Source organism: Actinomadura geliboluensis (assembly GCF_005889745.1).
Classification (GTDB): domain Bacteria; phylum Actinomycetota; class Actinomycetes; order Streptosporangiales; family Streptosporangiaceae; genus Spirillospora; species Spirillospora geliboluensis.
In genome coordinates, this window is the sequence record NZ_VCKZ01000171.1 from 1 (window position 1) to 17,772 (window position 17,772).

General features: G+C 73.3%; 19 protein-coding genes. 8 read left to right on the forward strand and 11 right to left on the reverse strand.

Annotation, left to right across the window (positions count from 1 at the left end; all coding sequences use genetic code 11):
- Window positions 1–149: 149 nt before the first annotated feature.
- Window positions 150–749 (forward strand): class I SAM-dependent methyltransferase, encoded by a 600-nt coding sequence (locus ETD96_RS22480; RefSeq protein WP_240808026.1) that lies wholly within the window; start codon window positions 150–152, stop codon window positions 747–749.
- Window positions 750–756: 7 nt separating this feature from the next.
- On the opposite strand, the gene ETD96_RS22485 is transcribed toward ETD96_RS22480, so the two are convergent.
- Entirely contained in the window at window positions 757–1,515 is a 759-nt protein-coding gene (locus tag ETD96_RS22485; protein ID WP_138638450.1) for an SDR family NAD(P)-dependent oxidoreductase, read from the reverse strand.
- A gap of 149 nt (window positions 1,516–1,664) precedes the next feature.
- Here ETD96_RS22485 and mshA point away from each other — a divergent pair, with 149 nt between their 5' ends.
- The 3 genes from mshA to ETD96_RS22500 are packed head-to-tail and all read left to right on the forward strand — an operon-like array spanning window position 1,665 to window position 4,334.
- Window positions 1,665–2,984, forward strand: a complete 1,320-nt coding sequence (gene mshA, locus ETD96_RS22490; protein WP_138638451.1) for a D-inositol-3-phosphate glycosyltransferase — start codon at window positions 1,665–1,667, stop codon at window positions 2,982–2,984.
- The gene (locus ETD96_RS22495) at window positions 2,981–3,472 is read left to right on the forward strand and encodes a type III secretion system chaperone family protein (RefSeq protein ID WP_138638452.1); all 492 of its coding nucleotides are present in this window, start codon (window positions 2,981–2,983) and stop codon (window positions 3,470–3,472) included. The genes mshA and ETD96_RS22495 overlap by 4 nt, the downstream gene beginning before the upstream one ends.
- Before the next feature lie 28 nt (window positions 3,473–3,500).
- Window positions 3,501–4,334, forward strand: coding sequence for a phosphoglyceromutase (locus ETD96_RS22500; protein ID WP_171069176.1), 834 nt, complete (start codon window positions 3,501–3,503; stop codon window positions 4,332–4,334).
- 27 nt (window positions 4,335–4,361) lie between these two features.
- Here the strand turns inward: ETD96_RS22500 and ETD96_RS22505 are convergent, their stop codons facing one another.
- From ETD96_RS22505 to phoU, 6 genes are all read right to left on the reverse strand, one after another.
- On the reverse strand, window positions 4,362–4,814 hold the full coding sequence (locus ETD96_RS22505; RefSeq protein ID WP_138638453.1) for a hypothetical protein: 453 nt from the start codon (window positions 4,812–4,814) through the stop codon (window positions 4,362–4,364).
- A 135-nt stretch (window positions 4,815–4,949) separates the two neighbouring features.
- The gene (locus tag ETD96_RS22510) at window positions 4,950–5,318 is read right to left on the reverse strand and encodes a hypothetical protein (protein ID WP_138638454.1); all 369 of its coding nucleotides are present in this window, start codon (window positions 5,316–5,318) and stop codon (window positions 4,950–4,952) included.
- A gap of 179 nt (window positions 5,319–5,497) precedes the next feature.
- Window positions 5,498–6,274 (reverse strand): hypothetical protein, encoded by a 777-nt coding sequence (locus tag ETD96_RS22515; protein WP_138638455.1) that lies wholly within the window; start codon window positions 6,272–6,274, stop codon window positions 5,498–5,500.
- Window positions 6,274–7,620, reverse strand: coding sequence for a serine/threonine-protein kinase (locus tag ETD96_RS22520; RefSeq protein ID WP_171069177.1), 1,347 nt, complete (start codon window positions 7,618–7,620; stop codon window positions 6,274–6,276). Before ETD96_RS22520 ends, ETD96_RS22515 begins: the two co-directional genes overlap by 1 nt.
- Window positions 7,607–9,652: a protein kinase domain-containing protein gene (locus tag ETD96_RS22525; RefSeq protein ID WP_138638457.1), complete on the reverse strand. Its 2,046-nt coding sequence runs from the start codon at window positions 9,650–9,652 to the stop codon at window positions 7,607–7,609. The genes ETD96_RS22520 and ETD96_RS22525 overlap by 14 nt, the downstream gene beginning before the upstream one ends.
- Before the next feature lie 108 nt (window positions 9,653–9,760).
- Window positions 9,761–10,423, reverse strand: a complete 663-nt coding sequence (phoU, locus tag ETD96_RS22530; protein ID WP_138638458.1) for a phosphate signaling complex protein PhoU — start codon at window positions 10,421–10,423, stop codon at window positions 9,761–9,763.
- 166 nt (window positions 10,424–10,589) lie between these two features.
- On the opposite strand from phoU, the gene ETD96_RS22535 reads away from it, so the two are divergent.
- Entirely contained in the window at window positions 10,590–11,795 is a 1,206-nt protein-coding gene (locus tag ETD96_RS22535) for a sensor histidine kinase (RefSeq protein ID WP_138638459.1), read from the forward strand.
- A 5-nt stretch (window positions 11,796–11,800) separates the two neighbouring features.
- Window positions 11,801–12,472, forward strand: a complete 672-nt coding sequence (locus ETD96_RS22540) for a winged helix-turn-helix domain-containing protein (RefSeq protein WP_478209491.1) — start codon at window positions 11,801–11,803, stop codon at window positions 12,470–12,472.
- A 77-nt stretch (window positions 12,473–12,549) separates the two neighbouring features.
- On the opposite strand, the gene ETD96_RS22545 is transcribed toward ETD96_RS22540, so the two are convergent.
- Together ETD96_RS22545 and ETD96_RS22550 are read right to left on the reverse strand one after the other, a co-directional pair.
- Window positions 12,550–13,446 (reverse strand): copper chaperone PCu(A)C domain-containing protein, encoded by an 897-nt coding sequence (locus ETD96_RS22545; protein ID WP_138638461.1) that lies wholly within the window; start codon window positions 13,444–13,446, stop codon window positions 12,550–12,552.
- Between the two features lie 199 nt (window positions 13,447–13,645).
- Complete coding sequence (locus tag ETD96_RS22550) at window positions 13,646–14,416, reverse strand: hypothetical protein (protein ID WP_205719406.1); 771 nt, start codon at window positions 14,414–14,416, stop codon at window positions 13,646–13,648.
- Window positions 14,417–14,766: 350 nt separating this feature from the next.
- Between ETD96_RS22550 and ETD96_RS22555 the strand changes: the two genes are divergently transcribed.
- Entirely contained in the window at window positions 14,767–15,249 is a 483-nt protein-coding gene (locus ETD96_RS22555; RefSeq protein WP_089328581.1) for a CarD family transcriptional regulator, read from the forward strand.
- 34 nt (window positions 15,250–15,283) lie between these two features.
- Window positions 15,284–15,757: a 2-C-methyl-D-erythritol 2,4-cyclodiphosphate synthase gene (ispF, locus tag ETD96_RS22560; protein WP_138638462.1), complete on the forward strand. Its 474-nt coding sequence runs from the start codon at window positions 15,284–15,286 to the stop codon at window positions 15,755–15,757.
- Here the strand turns inward: ispF and fahA are convergent.
- The gene (gene fahA, locus ETD96_RS22565; RefSeq protein WP_138638463.1) at window positions 15,754–16,971 is read right to left on the reverse strand and encodes a fumarylacetoacetase; all 1,218 of its coding nucleotides are present in this window, start codon (window positions 16,969–16,971) and stop codon (window positions 15,754–15,756) included. The genes ispF and fahA overlap by 4 nt on opposite strands.
- Window positions 16,968–17,772 (reverse strand): hypothetical protein (locus ETD96_RS22570; RefSeq protein ID WP_205719407.1); only part of this gene is annotated, 805 nt, incomplete at its 5' end. The genes ETD96_RS22570 and fahA, both read right to left, overlap by 4 nt.

The window sequence follows — 17,772 nt, forward strand, 5'->3', positions numbered from 1 at the left end:
CCCCCGAACCCCGCAAAGGAGTCGGAGACGGCAAAGGAGCGGATGACCGCAAAGGAGCAGGTGACCGCAAAGGAGCAGGTGACCCCGCGCGTGCCAGGGCCCCCAAAGGAGCCGTGGGCTTCAAAGGAGCCGCTGCCTCCAAAGAGGGCTTGAGGCTGAACGGTGCCGGTGCCCTCAAAGGAGTCGTCGGCGCCAAAGGAGCCGGTGCGGCCTTTGAAGGGCTGTCATTTCGGCGCGGCGGGTTCGAACTGCCGGTGCCGCGGCCGCCCGTGCTGGTCAGGGCGTTCAACGTGCTGCGCCAGTACGACGAGTCGGCCGCCTGGCGCGCATGGGACGATCTGCGCGCGCGCCTGGCGCCCTCAGGGGTCCTCGTGGAGGGGACGTGTGACGAGATCGGGCGTCGTGCGGTCTGGGTCACCCTCACCGAGGACGGGCCCCAGACCATCACGTTCGCCGCGCATCTGGGCTCGCTGGAACGTCCGTCCGTGCTGGCCGAGCGGCTGCCGAAGACGCTGATCCACCGGAACGTGCCGGGCGAGCCCGTCCACGCGCTGCTGGCGGACTTCGACCGCTGCTGGGCGACGGCCGCGCCGCATTCGGCGTTCGGCCCCCGCGCGCGCTGGGTCGAGGCGGTGTCGCTGCTAGCGCGGAACCATCCCGTCTTCACGCATCTGCCGTACGGCGGGCGGCACCGGTGGCGCCTCGGCGAGGTCACCCTCCCCTGGACGGCGGTCGCCCCGCGAGGCTGACCCCGCGCTACTCGCGGTGCAGCTTGTAGGGGGCGGCCTGCACGCGGGGCTGCACGTCGATGCGGTCGATGTTGACGTGCGCCGGACGGGTGACGGCCCAGGCCACGCAGTCGGCGACGTCCTCGGCGACGAGCGGCTCCGGGACGCCCTCGTACGGCTTGGCGGCCCGCTCGGCGTCCCCGCGGAACCGGACCAGGGAGAACTCCTCCGTCTTCACCAGCCCCGGCGCGATCTCGGTGACGCGCACCGGCTCGGCGACCAGCTCCAGCCGCAGCACGTCGTTGACCGCGTAGGCGGCGTGCTTCGCCGCGTTGTACCCGCCGCCGCCTTCGTACGGGACGTGCGCGGCCAGCGAGGTGATGTTCACCACGTGCCCGGCGCCGCTCTCGATCAGCTTCGGCAGGATCGCCTTGGTCACCCGGACCAGGCCCAGCACGTTGGTGTCGTACATCGTCTGCCAGTCGGCGAGGTCGGCGGACGCGACGCTCTCCAGGCCGACGGCGCCGCCCGCGTTGTTGACCAGCACGTGGCAGGCGCCGACTGCCGCGGCCAGCGCGTCCACCGACTCCTGGGACGTCACGTCCAGGGTGACCGGGGCGATCTTCGCGGCGCCCGGCACGGTCTCGGCGATCTCCTTGGCGAGGGCGTCGAGGCGGTCGCGGCGCCGCGCGGCGAGCACCACGTTGAACCCCTCGGCCGCCAGGCGCCGCGCGGTGGCGGCCCCGATCCCGCTGCTTGCTCCGGTCACTATCGCGGTCTTACGCATGCGACCAGGGTCCCAGACGCGGTGCGCGGCGCCGCCGGGGGAGTGGGAGCCGGTGAGACCGGTCACTGTGGCGAGAAGTCACGAATGTCCCCCTTCCCGAGGGAACACCCGACCCGGTCGATAGGTTGCACTACCGGAGGTGATGTTCAGTGTCGCGTCGTATCAACCGGGTTGCGACGGTCAGTGTTCATACTTCCCCCCTTGACCAACCTGGTACCGGCGACGCGGGCGGCATGAACGTCTACATCGTCGAGGTGGCCAAGAGGCTGGCCGCGAGGGGCGTGGAAGTCGACATCTTCACCCGCGCGACGTCGCGGGCCCTGCCCCCGGTGGTCGAGCTCGCTCCGGGCGTGCTCGTCCGCAACGTCGTCGCCGGGCCGTTCGAGGAGCTGGACAAGACCGAGCTCCCCCGCCACCTGTGCGGATTCACGTCCGGGGTGCTGCGGGTCGAGGCGGCCCACGACCCCGGCCACTACGACCTCCTGCACACGCACTACTGGCTGTCCGGCCAGGCCGGGTGGGCGGTCAAGCAGCGGTGGGGCGTGCCGCTCGTCCATTCGATGCACACGATGGCGAAGGTCAAGAACGCGGCGCTCGCCGACGACGACAAGCCCGAGCCCGCCGAGCGCGTCCTCGGTGAGGAGCAGGTCGCGGCGTCCTCCGACCAGCTCGTCGCCAACACCGCCAAGGAGGCCCGCGAGCTCGTGGACCTCTACGGCGCCGACCCCGCGCGGGTCGCGACCGTCAGCCCCGGCGTCGACCTGTCGATGTTCCGGCCCGAGTCGCCGATCCTCGCCCGCAGCACCGGCCTCCTTCCGCACCGCACCGGCCCGGCCCGCCGCCGGCTCGGGCTGCCCCGCGACGCGTACGTGCTGCTGTTCGTCGGCCGGATCCAGCCCCTGAAGGCACCGGACGTCCTGCTGCGAGCCGTGGCGCGGATGCTCGCCGACGACCCGGCGCTGCGCGCCAAGCTCGTCGTCGCCGTCGTCGGCGGCCCGTCCGGTTCCGGCCGCTGCCGCCCCGAGGGGCTCCAGTCCCTCGCCGCCCAGCTGGGCATCACCGACGTCATGCGCTTCGAGCCGCCGAGCCCGCAGCACGAGCTGGCCGACTGGTACCGGGCCGCGGACGTCACCGTCGTCCCGTCCCACAGCGAGTCGTTCGGGCTCGTCGCCGTCGAGTCGCAGGCGTGCGGGACGCCCGTCGTCGCGGCCCGCGTCGGCGGCCTGTGCACCGCCGTCGCGGACGGAGAATCCGGCGTGCTGATCTCCGGGCACGACCCCGCCGACTACGCCGCCGTCCTGCGCCGGCTGCAGGCCGAACCCGGCCTGCACGCGCGCCTCGCCCGCGGCGCCGTCCGACACGCGGACGGCTTCGGCTGGGACGCCACCGTCGACCGCCTCCTCGACGTGTATACCGGTGCCATGTCGATCCCGGCCGTCAATGTCGCTCCTGCAGAGGTCACCGCATGAACCACGTCGAGACCATCAGAGAGACGCTCAAGGCGGCGGAGTTGGAGTTCGAGGAGCCGCGCGAGAACGCGTTCTTCGTCAAGCTCCCCGGGCAGCACAAGCTCGCCACGATGACGTGGCTGATCGTCGGCGACCACTCCCTGCACGTCGAGGCGTTCTTCTGCCGCCGCCCGGACGAGAACCACGCCGAGTTCTACCGGTTCCTGCTGGAGAAGAACGGCCGCATGTACGGGGTCGCGTTCGCCCTGGACGACGTCGGCGACGTCCACCTCGTCGGGAAGCTGCCCCTCGACTCGATCTCCCCGGACGAGCTCGACCGCGTGCTCGGCTGCGTCCTCACCTACTCCGACGAGAACTTCGACAAGGCGCTGGAGCGCGGGTTCAAGACGTCCATCCAGCGCGAGTGGGACTGGCGGGTCAAGCGCGGCGAGAGCCTCGCCAACCTGCGGGCGTTCGCCTCCTTCGCGGACCCGGCCAACCGCGAGTGACCTCCGGCGGGCCGATAGGCTCTGCGGCATGGCGACCCTGGTATTGCTCCGGCATGGCGAAAGCGTTTGGAACGCGGAAGGGCTGTTCACCGGCTGGGTGGACGTCGACCTGTCCGCGAAGGGCGAGAGCGAGGCGACGCGCGGCGGCGACCTGCTGCTCGACGCCGACATCACCCCCGACGTGGTGCACACCTCCCTGCTGAAGCGGGCCATCCGCACCGCCAACATCGCCCTGGACGTCGCGGACCTCCTCTGGATCCCGGTGAAGCGCTCCTGGCGGCTGAACGAGCGCCACTACGGCGCCCTCCAGGGCAAGAACAAGGCGCAGACGCGCGAGGAGTTCGGCGAAGAGCAGTTCATGACCTGGCGCCGCTCCTACGACACCCCGCCGCCGCCCATCAAGGACGACGACCCGCTGTCCCAGGTCAACGACCTCCGCTACGCCGAGCTGCCGTCCGAGCTGATCCCGCGCACGGAGTGCCTCGCCGACGTCGTCGACCGGCTGCTGCCCTACTGGTACGACTCGATCGTCCCCGACCTGGCCGCCGGTAAGACCGTGATGGTCGCGGCGCACGGCAACTCGCTGCGCGCCATGGTCAAGCACCTGGACGACATCTCCGACGAGCAGATCGTCGGCCTGAACATCCCGACCGGCATCCCGCTCGTCTACGAGCTGGACGACGACTTCAGCCCGCTCAAGCGCGGCGGCGAGTACCTCGACCCGGCCGCCGCGAAGGCCGCGATCGAGGCCGTCAAGAACCAGGGCGCCGCGAAGTCGGACGGCCCCAAGCCGCCGACGCCGCCCGCGAAGGACGCCAAGGACGCGAAGAAGGACAAGCCCCGGCGCGGCCGCAAGAAGTGACGCCCGAGGGGCCGCCGCGGCGGCCCCTCACCCCGCGAACGCGGAGGCGATCCCCGCGCCGACGGCCGCGAGCCCGGCGAACGCCAGCGGTCCGGTCGCCCACGCGCAGGCCCGCGCCTGCCGCTCCGACGCCCCCGCGCGCACGAGGGTGCGCCGGACGTCCCCGTAGGGCGAACCGCTCCGATCGGGCATCGGCATGAACGCCACCGGCGCGTACAGCAGGCTCAGCACGAGCGCCGCCGCCCGCGCGAACAGCCCGTCCAGCGCCGCGTGCACCGCGAGCAGGACCAGCCCGAACGCGATCATGCCGACGATGTACAGGATGGCCGACCTCACGGCTGCCCGCAGGACGTCGCCCCCGGCGGACCGCACGACCGGTGCCCAGAGCTTGCAGATCATGTCGGTCCGCAGGACGGACACCCAGATCACGAACGCCGGGATGCCGATCACGACGGCCGCGGCCTCCCGCCATGACGACATGCCGTCCTCCCCGGGGTCGGATCACATCCTCGAGTGAATGATCTCAAACCCGGGCGCCGCAGGACAGGCGCGGCGAAAGCTCCGGCGCGGCCGCGGGAAGGAACCGCCGGGGGCCGCCTCCTCGGCGGCCCCCGGCTAAGGCGTGATCTTCACGACGGCTTCGTCTCCCTTGATTCCGAGGGCTTCGATGGAGATGTTCTGCAGCCGGCTGCGGACCTTGGCGCTCGCGGAGACGGAGAAGGACGAGCCGCCGCCGTCCGTGGACTTGCAGGTGATCTCGTCCCCGCTGATGGTGATCTGGACCGGGGTCATGCCGAGCTCGTCGTCAAGAGGAATCTCGGCCCCGTTGCCGACGCGGACGGTGCAGTCGGCGTCGGCGCAGGCTCTGAGGTCGGTCCCGTCCGCGGCTTCGGGGAGGGACGCCTGCCCGCAGCCGGCGAGCACGAGCCCGAGGGCCGCGGCGAAGGGCAGCGCCCTACTGATCTGCATGGTCTTGGTCTGCATGGTCTTGGTCCGCAGGGTCGTCTGCCTACTCGTGCTCGATCGAGATGACCGCTTTGCGTCCCTCGGCCCCGACCCGGCCAGCGCCGCCCGTGTGCCCGTTACCGTCGGCATCGGCTTCCTTCCTCGACGTGGTCGGTGGAAGTATGGCCGAACGGCTCCGGGACCGGTCCCGGAGCGGCTCACTCCAGGAACGCCAGGTCGGACTGGACGATCGTGGCGCTGACGAGCAGTTCGGTGATCAGGTTGTGGTTGAGCTGGTTGCCCAGCGGCGGCGAAAGCTCGCTCTCCCGCAGGCCCGGGACGTGCGGGGTGAGGCGCTTGCGCACCTCGGCGACGATGTGGGCGGCGCGCTTGGCGGTCCATCGTTCGTCCGGACGCAGGCGGCCCAGTTCGTCGGCGACCTGGACCCAGGTGAGGGGCTGCGGGGTGGGCTCTTGGGCGAGGTAGCGGCGGCTCAGGCAGACCAGGACGAGGTGTTCGACGGGTGTGAGCGGCCAGCCGTCCGGGTCGGAGGTGCCGACCTCGTGCCGGTCTTCGGCCTCCCAGCGGGTTCGGGGGGCGATGCTCACTTCGAGCAGGTGCTCCTGGTTCGGGGCGACGATGATCAGGGGAGTGTAGGACGGGGGGAGCGCGGCGTGATGTCCGCCGAGGACGAGGCGGTCGGGGAACCGGATCGCCAGCCTGCCGATGTTGTGCAGCACCCAGTGCGAGCCGTCATGGCGGATGTATCCGGCTCGGCGGCTGACGTACGGGTCGTGGCCTCCCACACAGACGTGCACGTCCGACTCGCCCCGCCCGAAGATGAGGGAGAACCGGGCTTCCGGCGCCACGCGCATCCCGCCGCTCGGCCCCCGGGCGAACAGCGTCCCCGGGGCGGCGGGCGGCAGGCCGTGGGCGAGGCCGCCGCCCCCGGCGGGCAGGATGTCGACCTTTGGCCGAGGTCTGGTCCCGTCCATCAGTAGATGCCCTCCGCGTGGCCCGTGCCCCCGCCGACGTTGACCCCGCGGGTGAGGAGCCGCCCGTCCACGTCGACGTTGTAGCGGACCTCGCCGCCGCTGCTCCGCAAGTCGAGCTCGTACGCCGTCCTGGGCACCGAGGACGGTATCGGCACCGTGATCTCCCACGGCAGTTCGACGTTCTCCACGGTCTTGGACTCGCCGTTCACCGTGTACGTCAGCGACTCGACCTCGCCGTCCCCGGAGAGGGAGAAGCGGATCACGCCGACCGGCGTGGGCGACGCGGCCGGCGCCGACCGGGACGCCGGCGCCGCCGGGGTCGCCTGGGCGGGCGCGCCCGCGGCGTCCGTCCCGGGGTCTCGGCCCTGGTACCAGAGGGCGGCGGAGACTCCCGCGGCCAGGAGCACGATCGCGGCGACGGCGGCGACGACGACCGGGGTCCGGTCGCGGCGCGGGGCGGGAGGGTGCGCGGCCTCGCGCCGCCGCCGGTCGATCTCGGTCGCGATCGGGGACGGCCAGGCGGCCTCGGGGGCGGATTCCGCGAGCCGCTCGGCCAGCTCCCCGGCGGTGGGCCGCAGCGACGGGTCGCGCTCCATGCAGCCGGCGATGATCGCACGCAGCGACTCATCCGGGATCCGGTCGAACCGCGGCCGTTCGGAGCGCAGCCGGGCGAGCCGCTCGTGCCACGGGCCGGTACCGAACGGCTCCTTGCCGGTGGACGCGTACAGCAGCGTCGCCCCGAGCGTGAAGACGTCGCTCGCCGGGCCGATCCGGTCGCCGGCGGCCTGCTCGGGGGACATGAACCCCGGCGAACCGAGGGTGGTCTCGGAGTGCGTGATCGTGGCGGCGTCCAGCGCGCGGGCGATCCCGAAGTCGATCACGCGCGGGCCGTCCGCGGTCAGCAGGACGTTCGCGGGCGTCAGGTCCCGGTGGACGATCCCGGCCCGGTGCAGTTCGAGCAACGCCTCCGCGACGCCCGCCGCCAGGTACCGGACGACGTCCGGCGGCAGCGGGCCCCAGTTCCGGACGGCTTCCCGCAGCGGCACCGACGGCAGGTACTCGGTCGCCAGCCACGGGCGCGGGGCGTCCGGATCGGCGTCGACGACGGGGGCGGTGAACCCGCCGCCGACCGTCGCCGACAGCTCCGCCTCGCGCCGGAACCGCTCCCGGAACCGCGGGTCGGCACCGAACTCGGGGTGCACGAGCTTGACGGCCACGACCCGCCCGGCGGCGGAACGCCCCAGGTAGACCGTCCCCATGCCGCCGGAGCCGAGCCGCGCGAGCAGCCGGTAGCCGCCCTGCGGCGCCTCGACCGTGCGCGGGTCGCCGGGCTCAAGAGCCTCCACGTGATCCTCCGGGGGTCTCGGGCGGAGCGAGCGCTCGGACATGCCCGTCCTCCGTTACGGCGAACACCCGTCCGGCGGCGCTCACGGGGACGCTGACCCGGATCGTCTCCGCCGCATACGTCCAGCGGACGCGGCCGTCTGCCGCGTTCAACGCGTACAGTGTGCCGTCGGTGCACGCTGCGTACAAGATCGCGCCCGACAGCCGCAGCGCGGTCGCCTGGCTCCTGGGGTCGTTCTCCACCCGCGCGAGGCGGCGTGACCAGGCCGTCCGCCCGGTGGACGCCTCCAGGGCGAGGATCTCGGCGTCCGCCCCCTCCATGTAGAGGAGGCCGTCGCCGAGCCGTCCCGACCGGGCGGCCACGTTCTGGCGCCGCCACAGGACGCCTCCGTCGGCGGCCCGTAGCGCGTGCAGCGTTCCGACGCGGTCGCAGGCGAAGACCAGCTCCCGGCCGATGATCAGGTAGTCGCCGTGGTCCATCGGCCGCGTCCACCGGGCCCGTCCGGTGCCGGCCTCCAGCGCGGCCAGCCGGTCGGACGACGCGGCGACCACGAGGTCTCCGCGGGCGGCGATCGCGTCCGGGTCGTCGCCGAGCCGGCTCCTCCAGAGCCGCCGCCCGTCCGCACGGTTCAGCGCGCCGGCGCCCGCCCGCCCGTCCCGGCCGGCCCGCGAGACGGCGAAGCAGACCACCCGGTCGGATGCCGCCAGACGGCTTGGGCCCTCGCCGAACGCGAAGTCGTACGTCCATCGCGTGCCGCCGGAGGACGCCCGGATGGCGCGCAGCCGCTTGCCCTCGTTCTCCGCAAGGTACACGTCGTCGCCGGAGACGGTGGCGGACGCGTCGTCGCGCTTCCACAGCCGCTCACCGCTGCCCGGGTCCAGTGCCCGTACGCTCTCCTCGGCGCTCACCAGGACCACGCCTCCGGCGGTCTCCAAGCCCGCGTTCTCGTGGCCGAGCGGCCGTTTCCACAGCGGGACGCCTTCGGGCGGCGGCTTCGAGGGTCCCCGGGAGCCGCCGGACGCGGGCCCGCCGGCCGTCCCGTCGCGCAGGAGCACGCCCGTCCCCGCGGCGGCCAGCACGCCCGCGCCGATCCCGGCGAGCACCGTCCGGCGTCCCGGACGCCGCGGTCCCGCAGGCGGCGGCGCCTCCGGGACGACCTCGGCCGTGCGGCGCTCCACCTCCGCGGCGACCGGTGCGGGCAGCCAGCCGACGCCCAGCAGGGGCGGGCCGCCGAGCGCCCCGAGCCGGTCCAGCACCTCGGCGGCCGACGGGCGCGTGGACGCCTCGGCCCGCAGGCACGCCGTCACCAGGTCCCGCAGCCACGGTTCCGTGATCGCACCGAGGTCCGCCTGGACGTTCATCACCCGCAGGTGGCGGGCGTGCACCGGGCCGGTCCCGAACGGCTCGACCCCGGAAGCCGCGTAGGCCAGCGTCGCACCGAGGGTGAAGACGTCGGAGGCCGGGCCGATCTCCCGCCCCCGCACCTGCTCGGGGGACATGAACCCGGGCGAGCCGATCGGGTGGCCGGCGCGGGTGAGGGGGGCGGCGTCGTCCGGCCGCGCGATGCCGAAGTCGATCACCCGGGGGCCGCCCGCGGTCAGCAGCACGTTCGCCGGTTTCAGATCGCGGTGCACGAGTCCGCCGCGGTGGATCGCCGCGAGCGCCTCGGCGAGCCCGGCGGCCAGCGCTCGTGCGGCGTCCGCGGGCAGCGGCCCGAACTCCGCGACCGCCTCCCGCAGCGACGGCCCCGGCAGGTAGGCGGTGGCGAGCCACGGCGTCGGCGCGTCCGCGCCCGCGTCCAGGACGGGCGCGGTGAAGGCGCCGACGACCCGGCGGGCGGCGTCCACCTCGCGGCGGAACCGGGCACGGTACCTGGCCTGCCCGGCGTACCGGCTGTGGACGACCTTCACCGCCACCGGCCGTCCGCTGCGGGACCGGGCGAGGTACACCCTGCCCATGCCGCCGGCGCCGAGCCGGGCCACCACCCGGTAGGGGCCGATCCTCTCCGGATCGCCCGGCTGAAGGGGCTCCACCGCTATGCCCTCCGTGAACGCCGTCTCGGGTGGGCAGCAGGCTAGCGCGGTCCGCCGAGTGAAGGCGTGTCACCTTCCGGGGGCGCCGCGTCCACGCGGGTGCCGGGCCTACTGAACCTCGGTGATCTCCTCCGGCCGCTGCCCGGTCACCAGGTAGACGACGTTCTCCGCCACGTGGACGGCGTGGTCGGCGAAGCGCTCGAAGTAGCGCCCGGCCAGGGTGATGTCGACGGCCGGCTCGACGCCGTGCTTCCACTTGGGGGACAGCAGGATGTCGAACAGCCGCCGGTGGAGGCGGTCCATCTGGTCGTCGTCGGCGTCGAGTTCGAGACCCATCTCGACGTCCTGGGACGCGATGACGCTGCCCGTCTTGGCGATCATGCGCTCGGCGATCTGCCCCATCTCCAGGACGGTCGCCTGCAGCTCCGGCGGGACGGCCGTCTCGGGGTGCCGGCGGCGGGCGGTCTTGGCGATGTGCACGGCGAGGTCGCCCATGCGCTCCAGGTCGCCGCTCATCCGCAGCGCCGTGATCAGCGTGCGCAGGTCGCCGGCGACCGGCTGCTGGCGCGCCATCAGGTCGAAGACGATCGCCTCGATGTCGGCGTCGATCTTGTTGACGTGCTCGTCACCGCTGATGACCTCCTCCGAGAGCCGCAGGTCGGCGTCCAGCAGGGCGGTCACCGCGCGGGCCATCGCGGACCGGACGAGGCGGGTCATCTCCACCAGGCTGTCGGTGAGGGAGTCGAGCTCCTCGTGGTAGGCGTCGCGCAATTGAAGTCCTTCGCTGTGAACCGGGGGAGGGCGGACTCGCCCACGCAACAGCCTGCCCGGCCGTCATGAACGACCCCGGAGGAGAAGGTGAACTTTAAGGGAACGAGACGTACCTGACCTGCATCTCGGGGAAGGGTAGCTCGTTTCGCCGCTTACGATCCGTGGTGTGGAGGTCGAGATTGTCGCGAGCCTCGCCGGGCTCGCCGGGCTCGCCATCGGGCTCACGACTGGATTGGCGGTGCGCGTGAGCGAGCGAGCCCAGCGGACGGTGCCCCAGACCGCCCCGGTGGGAACACTGCCCCCGGGCGTGGCGTCGGTGCTGAGCGTCCTGCGGTCGTCGGCCGTGGTCGTGGACGGGGAGGACCGGGTGCTGCGCGCCAGTTCCGCCGCGCGCGCCTACGGCCTCGTCAGCGGCGACCGGCTGGTGGTGGACGAGGTCCTCGCCATGGCCCGGCTCGTCCGCCGGGACGGGGAGATCCGGGAGACCGAGATCCAGGTCGGGCCGACGAGTGCGCGGAGCCGGGCGGACGGGCGCTGGTTCGCGGTCCGGGTCGCGCCGCTCGGCTCGCACGGGCTCGTCCTCGTGCTCGCCGAGGACCTCACCGACATGCACCGCACCGAGGCGATCCGGCGCGACTTCGTGGCGAACGTCAGCCACGAGCTGAAGACCCCGGTCGGCGCCCTGTCGCTGCTCGCCGAGACCGTCGAGAACGCCGCCGACGACCCCGAGGCCGTCCGGCGGTTCGCCGGGCGGATGCAGTACGAGTCGGTGCGGCTGACCAACCTCGTCCAGGACCTGATGACGCTGTCGCGGGTCCAGGGGGACGAGCCGCTCCCCGACCTCAAGCCCGTCGACCTGGACGAGGTCGTCGCGGAGGCCCTGGAGCGCTGCCAGTTCCGGGCGGGCGAGAAGGACATAGAGCTGGCGTCCGGCGGCGAGGCCGACCTGCAGGTCCGCGCCGACCAGGAGCTGCTCGTCACCGCGCTGCGCAACCTCGTCGACAACGCCGTGGCCTACAGCCCCGAGCGCACCCGGGTGGTGGTGTCGGCCCGGCGCTGCGACGACCGGCAGGTCGAGATCAACGTGACCGACCAGGGCATCGGCATCCCGGACGCCGAGATCGGCCGGATCTTCGAGCGGTTCTACCGGGTCGACCCGGCCCGCTCGCGGCGCACCGGCGGCACCGGGCTCGGCCTCGCCATCGTCAAGCACGTCACCGGCAAGCACGGCGGCGACGTGACGGTGTGGAGCAAGGAGGGCCACGGGTCGACGTTCACGATCCGGCTCCCGCTGCTCGACGCCCCCCTTCGTCCCGCCTCAGGGACCGCAACGCAAGCCCCAGAGAACACCGCCCGGGAGGCATCACCGTGACCCGCGTGCTCGTCGTGGAAGACGAGGAGTCGTTCAGCGACGCACTGTCGTACAACCTGCGCAAGGAGGGCTTCGAGGTGGCGGTCGCCGCCACCGGCCCCGACGCGCTGGACATCTTCGAGCGCAACGGTGCCGACCTCGTGCTGCTCGACCTGATGCTGCCCGGCCTGCCGGGCACCGAGGTGTGCCGGGAGCTGCGCGCCAGGTCCAGCGTCCCGGTGATCATGCTGACCGCGAAGGACAGCGAGGTCGACAAGGTCGTCGGGCTGGAGCTCGGCGCCGACGACTACGTCACCAAGCCGTTCTCCACCCGGGAGCTGATCGCCCGGATGCGGGCCGTGCTGCGCCGCCAGGGCGAGGTGGACGAGCCGGCGCCCGCGACGCTGGAGGCCGGGCCGGTCCGGATGGACGTCGAACGGCACGTCGTCAGCGTCGGCGGCGAGCCGGTCCAGCTGCCGCTGAAGGAGTTCGAGCTGCTGGAGGTGCTGCTCCGCAACGCCGGCCGCGTCCTCACCCGGATGCAGCTGATCGACCGCGTCTGGGGCGCCGACTACGTGGGCGACACCAAGACGCTGGACGTCCACATCAAGCGCCTCCGCGCCAAGATCGAGGAGGCGCCGTCCACGCCGCGGTACATCGTGACCGTCCGCGGCCTGGGCTACAAGTTCGAGCCCTGATCATGAGTGCCCCACCGGCATGAGGAACGGCCCGCTCCCGGCTGGGAGCGGGCCGTTCTCGCGTGCGCGGGAGGGGGTCAGTGGCCCCCGGAGGCACCCGGCGTCTCGGAGGCGCCGGGCGACGGCGACCCGGTCGCGCCGGGAGTCTCGGACGTGCCGGGCGACGGCGACCCGGTCGCGCCCGGCGACGGGCTGCCGGTCGCCCCGGGCGTGCCGGACGGCTGCGTCGTGGGCGTGGCGAGCGGGTAGGTGGCGAAGTCCTCCTGGCGCGGCGCCACGGGCACCTGGAACTCGATGGCGCCGGCGTGCTCGAACTGCATCCGCACCGGGACGGTCGACCCGGCGACCAGGTCCTGGGTGAGCCCGCTCAGCACCACGAGCGGCTGGTCGCCCGGGCCGGGGGTCACCGGGAGGCCGCTCTCCTGCGGGCTGGTGGTGTTCTCCGACGTCGGGGTGCTGGTGGTGTTCGGCGTGGCGCCGGTGCCGGCGGTGGTCCGCGGGCTCGCGGTGCCGGACGGCTGCCCGGTCTGCCCGCCGGACGGCGTGGCGGAGGCGCTCGCCTTCGGCTGCGGCTTGCCGAGCAGGGAGACCATGCCGCCCATCCCGTCCACCGAGGCGGGCGGCAGCGTGACCGAGCCGCCCGCGATCTTCGCCTGGCCGAAGGCGGGCGAGCTGACCGCGACCAGCCGGTCCGAGCGGCCCTTGACCTGGTTGATCAGCACGCCGTAGAGCGGGACGTCCGCGCCCGCCTTGAGCAGCTGCCCGTCCTGCGCGCCCAGCAGGAACATGTTGCGCAGGTCGATCTGGGTGGCGGCCTTCTTGTCCATGGGGATCGCCACGTTGACGCCCTCGGTCAGCCGCGTCGGGGCGGCGGACTGGGGCGACATGCCGGCGCCGCAACCGGAGATCACCGGCGCGATCGCGACGGCGCCCGCCACGGCGAGCACGACCACTCGACGGCTGTTTCGGATCACGGCGTCGGTCTCCTCGCGAGATGTCATGGTGATGGCGGCGTGAGATACGCCAGGGGAAGCGTAGCGAGACCCTGGCGCGGACCCCTCCCCGGGGTCGCCGACACGCCCGCGCACGTCCGGATCATGCTCGCGCACGCGCGGAACATGCGCACGCGCGCACGAAGATCAGATCGGGGCGGAGGGCCGTGCCCGCCGGGGCTCAGTAACCGGTGCCGAGCGCCTCGACCCGGCCGGTGAGCTCCGGGCCCGGCCTGGGGCCGCGGACGATCTCGGTGACGATGCCGTCCGGCTGGACGAACACGGCGGTGAGGCCGGTGCCGGTGGGGCCGGGCGTGCCGGGCGCGGGGGAGTAGGCCGCGGCGAGGACGCCCGCCCGGTCCTCCAGGATCAGCGGGGTGCCGCCGTGGGCGGTGCCCGCGCACGCCTTCAGGTCCTTCATCGGGGTCGCCTTCTTCCCGGGGGCCGGGCGCGGGTCGGCGACGAGCCAGAAGTTGAGCTTGTACTGCCAGGTCTTGGCGGCGAGGTCGGCCACCACGCTCTCGCACTCGTACGCGGGCGGGACGATGCCGATGACGCCGGGGCGCAGGTGGCGCAGCGAGGTGGCCACGTCGCCGTCCGCGCCGGTGCCGACCTCCCGGTCCGGCAGCAGCCCGCCGATCTCGCCGGGGCTCGCGGACGGGCGGGGGGCGAGCTGCGCGCCGGTCGGCCGCGGTACCGGGCGCGGGCCGAACGCCGTCATGAGCACCCCGCTGAGCAGCGCGACCAGCAGCGCGCCCGCGATGATCGGGATCGCGACGCCGAACCGGGTGACGGGGCGGGTGAGCCGCCGGACCCGGGCGCGGCGCCGCCGGCGCCGCTCCTCGCGGTGGTAGGCGGCCATGTCGCGCTCGAGCTCGCGCGCGTCATCGGGCACCACGACGTCAACGCGGGGGAGTCCGTAGTCGTCGGGGTCGCCGCCGTCCGGCCTCACGCCGCACCTCCCTCAACGGGTCGCGTCACCCGGGCCGCCGTCCAGTTCGAACCCTTCCGGGCGCTTCGTACCCGCACCGCGCGGAAGGCTCACCTCCCAGTATGGAACGCGTGCGCGGGTCCGGCGGGACGGATGCTTGTCACGGCGACCCCTTACCGGTAATGGCGTTTCGATGGGATCACGGTGATCTCCCGGCTACACTGAGTACGGGGAACTGGACGCCGATGCACCATTAAAGGGCTTTGTCAATACCCCAATATGTGGTTTGACCTGCGCATATGCCTGGATGGCCGGTTCAGCCATGCTCGTTTCCGTGCTACCCTGGTTCTAGCGGAAGGGGTACTTGTCACATGACTTTCCAGGTCGGCGACACCGTCGTCTACCCCCACCATGGGGCTGCTCGGATCGAGGCCATCGAGACTCGCACCATCAAGGGTGAGGACAGGACCTATCTGGTCCTGAAGGTTGACAAGGGTGACCTGACAGTGCGGGTCCCGGTTGAGAACGTCGAGGACGTGGGCGTCCGGGACGTCGTCGGCCAAGAAGGACTTGAGAAGGTGTTCGAGGTGCTTCGCGCACCCTACACCGAAGAGCCCACCAACTGGTCGCGCCGGTACAAGGCGAACCTTGAGAAGCTCGCCTCCGGTGATGTCAACAAGGTCGCCGAGGTCGTCCGCGACCTCTGGCGGCGCGACAAGGAGCGCGGCCTGTCCGCGGGTGAGAAGCGGATGCTCGCCAAGGCGCGCCAGATCCTGGTCAGCGAGCTCGCGCTCGCCGAGAAGACCAACGAGGACAAGGCAGAGGCCCTGCTGGACGAGGTCCTGGCCAGCTGAGCGGCCGACCGAATTGAGCACGAGGCTGCCACGGGTGGGCGTCGGAACCGACGTCCACCCGTTCTCGTCCACCCCGCGCCCGCTCAAGGTCGCGGGGCTCGAATGGCCGGGTGAGGGCCACGGCCTCGCCGGGCACTCCGACGGCGACGTCGCCGCGCACGCCGCGTGCGACGCCCTCCTGTCGGCCTGCGGGCTCGGCGACCTCGGCGCCGTCTTCGGCACCGCCGACCCGCGCTGGTCCGGCGCGTCCGGCACCGACCTCCTCGGGGAGGTCGCCCGCCGCGTCACCGAGGCGGGCTTCACCATCGGCAACGTGGCCGTTCAGATCATCGGCAACCGCCCGAAGATCGGCAAGCGCCGCGCGGAGGCCGAGAAGACCCTCACCGAGGCCCTCGGCGGCGCCCCGGTGACGATCTCCGCCACCACCACCGACGGCCTCGGCCTCACCGGCCGGGGCGAGGGCCTCGCCGCCGTGGCGACCGCCCTGGTCCTGCCTCCCGGCCCCTAGCCCTGCGCCGGGTGGACGGTGCCGGTCACCTCGCCCAGGGTGATGCGCGAGCCGGACGCCGTCGGCGCCTGCGCGCGGATCGTGACCGTGTCGCCGTCCTCCAGGAACGTGCGCTTCGTGCCGTCGGGCAGTTCGAGGGGCTCCTGGCCGTTCCAGCTCAGCTCCAGCATGCAGCCGCGCTGGTCGCGCTCCGGGCCCGAAACCGTCCCGGAGGCGAACAGGTCGCCGGTGCGCAGCGGCGCGCCGTTCACCGTGGCGTGCGCGAGCTGCTGCGGCGACGTCCAGTACATCGACGCGAACCGCGGGCGCGCCGCCACCTGCCCGTTGATCAGCACCTCCAGGCGCAGGTCCAGGCCCCACGGCTCGTCGCAGCGCAGGTAGTCCAGCGGCGCCGGGTCCTGGACGGGCGGGTCGGTGCGCGCCGCCTCCAGCGCCGCGACCGGCACCACCCACGAGGAGACCGACGTCGCGAACGACTTGCCGAGGAACGGCCCGAGCGGCTGCGACTCCCATGCCTGCAGGTCGCGCGCGCTCCAGTCGTTCACCAGCACGTACCCGAACACGTGGTCGCGGAACGCGCCCGTCGCGACGCCCCGGCCGGCCGAGGACGGGACGCCCGCGACGAACCCGGCCTCCGCCTCGAAGTCCAGCCGCAGCGACGGGCCGTAGGACGGCTCGTCGTCGCCGGGCGCGCGGCGCTGCCCGCACGGCCGGATGATCGGCGTCCCCGACGGGTACACGGTGCCCGCGCGGCCGTGGTACCCGACCGGCAGCCGCTTCCAATTGGGCGGCAGCGGGTCGCCGGACGGGCGGAAGATCCGCCCCGTGTTCACGGCGTGGTGCTCGTTCGAATAGAAGTCGACGTAGTCGGCGACCTCGAACGGCCGCAGCAGCTCCACGTCCGCGACCGGCAGCAGGTGCGGCTCGACCCGGTCCCGGTACGACGGGTCGGTGAGCAGCTCCGTCACCCGCTCCCGGTTCGCCCGCCACGCGCGGCGCCCCGCGACCATGAACGCGTTCAGCGAGCCCGAGGCGAAGTAGCGGCGGTCCTCCACCAGCCCGGCCGCGGACATCGCGGCCAGGTCGAGGACGCGGTCGCCGATGGCGACGCCGACGCGCGGCAGCTCCCCGGGCCGCGCGAACACCCCGTACGGCAGGTTCTCGATGCCGAACCCGGCGTCCTCGTCCACCTCAACCCACGACTCGGTCGTCATGGAGACATATCTTCCCCCGTGTCCGGCGATTCGATCAGGCCCAGCCGGTGCAGTTCCGCGCGCGCCGCGCCGAGGCGCCGGACGCCGACCGCGGCCAGCAGCCGCCGGGCGGCCTGTGCCGCCTCGTCCGGGAGCTCGCGGGCCTCGCCGGCCAGGCCCGCGGCGTCGGTGCGGTCGAGGATCCGCGCGATGTCGCGTTCACCGGCGTCGCCGCCCGCGTGCGCCGCGCCCAGCAGGACGGTCAGGGCCTCGCGGGCCGTCCCGGCCGGGCAGGTGAAGTCGAGCTCGCGCTCGGCGCAGGCCGCGATGAACGCCGCCGGCGCCGTCCGGGTCGCGGCGCCGAGGGGGACGCCGTGGTCGCGGGCGGCGGCGATGCGGTCCAGGGCGTCCCGCCAGCCGGGCGAGGGGCGCACCTCGACGCGCGCGGGGACCCCGGCGGGCAGCCGCGCCACCGCCACGGCCACGGCCCGCGCCTGGTCGGCGTCCTCCGCCACGGCGATCTCCACGGCCGGGAGCCGGACCCGCGGCTCCGCCTCGACCGCGTCCAGCGCCTTCGGCAGCTCCTCGAGGCCGGTGTCCGCGACGAGGACGAGGTCGAGGAGGTCCTCCGGGACGAGATGCGTCCGCAGTTCGGCGAACCGGGACGCGGGGCAGCGCAGCCGCCCGGTGACCGGCGCGCGGGCGGCGGCCCGGTAGGCGGGCAGGGCCTCGGCCGGCGGGGCGGAGGCCGGCGGGACGAGTGCGGCGTCGTCGAGGAGCCGAGCGAGGAGGGCGCTCATGCCGGGCCCCCTACCCCGGACC

What these genes read in the sequence shown, in the direction of transcription:
- ETD96_RS22555 (WP_089328581.1), top strand. Translation starts at nt 14,767, where the DNA reads ATGACTTTCCAGGTCGGCGACACCGTCGTCTACCCCCACCATGGGGCT.
- ETD96_RS22495 (WP_138638452.1), top strand. Translation starts at nt 2,981, where the DNA reads ATGAACCACGTCGAGACCATCAGAGAGACGCTCAAGGCGGCGGAGTTG.
- ETD96_RS22505 (WP_138638453.1), bottom strand. Translation starts at nt 4,814, where the DNA reads ATGTCGTCATGGCGGGAGGCCGCGGCCGTCGTGATCGGCATCCCGGCG.
- ETD96_RS22515 (WP_138638455.1), bottom strand. Translation starts at nt 6,274, where the DNA reads ATGGACGGGACCAGACCTCGGCCAAAGGTCGACATCCTGCCCGCCGGG.
- ETD96_RS22500 (WP_171069176.1), top strand. Translation starts at nt 3,501, where the DNA reads ATGGCGACCCTGGTATTGCTCCGGCATGGCGAAAGCGTTTGGAACGCG.
- fahA (WP_138638463.1), bottom strand. Translation starts at nt 16,971, where the DNA reads ATGACGACCGAGTCGTGGGTTGAGGTGGACGAGGACGCCGGGTTCGGC.
- ETD96_RS22510 (WP_138638454.1), bottom strand. Translation starts at nt 5,318, where the DNA reads ATGCAGACCAAGACCATGCAGATCAGTAGGGCGCTGCCCTTCGCCGCG.
- ETD96_RS22485 (WP_138638450.1), bottom strand. Translation starts at nt 1,515, where the DNA reads ATGCGTAAGACCGCGATAGTGACCGGAGCAAGCAGCGGGATCGGGGCC.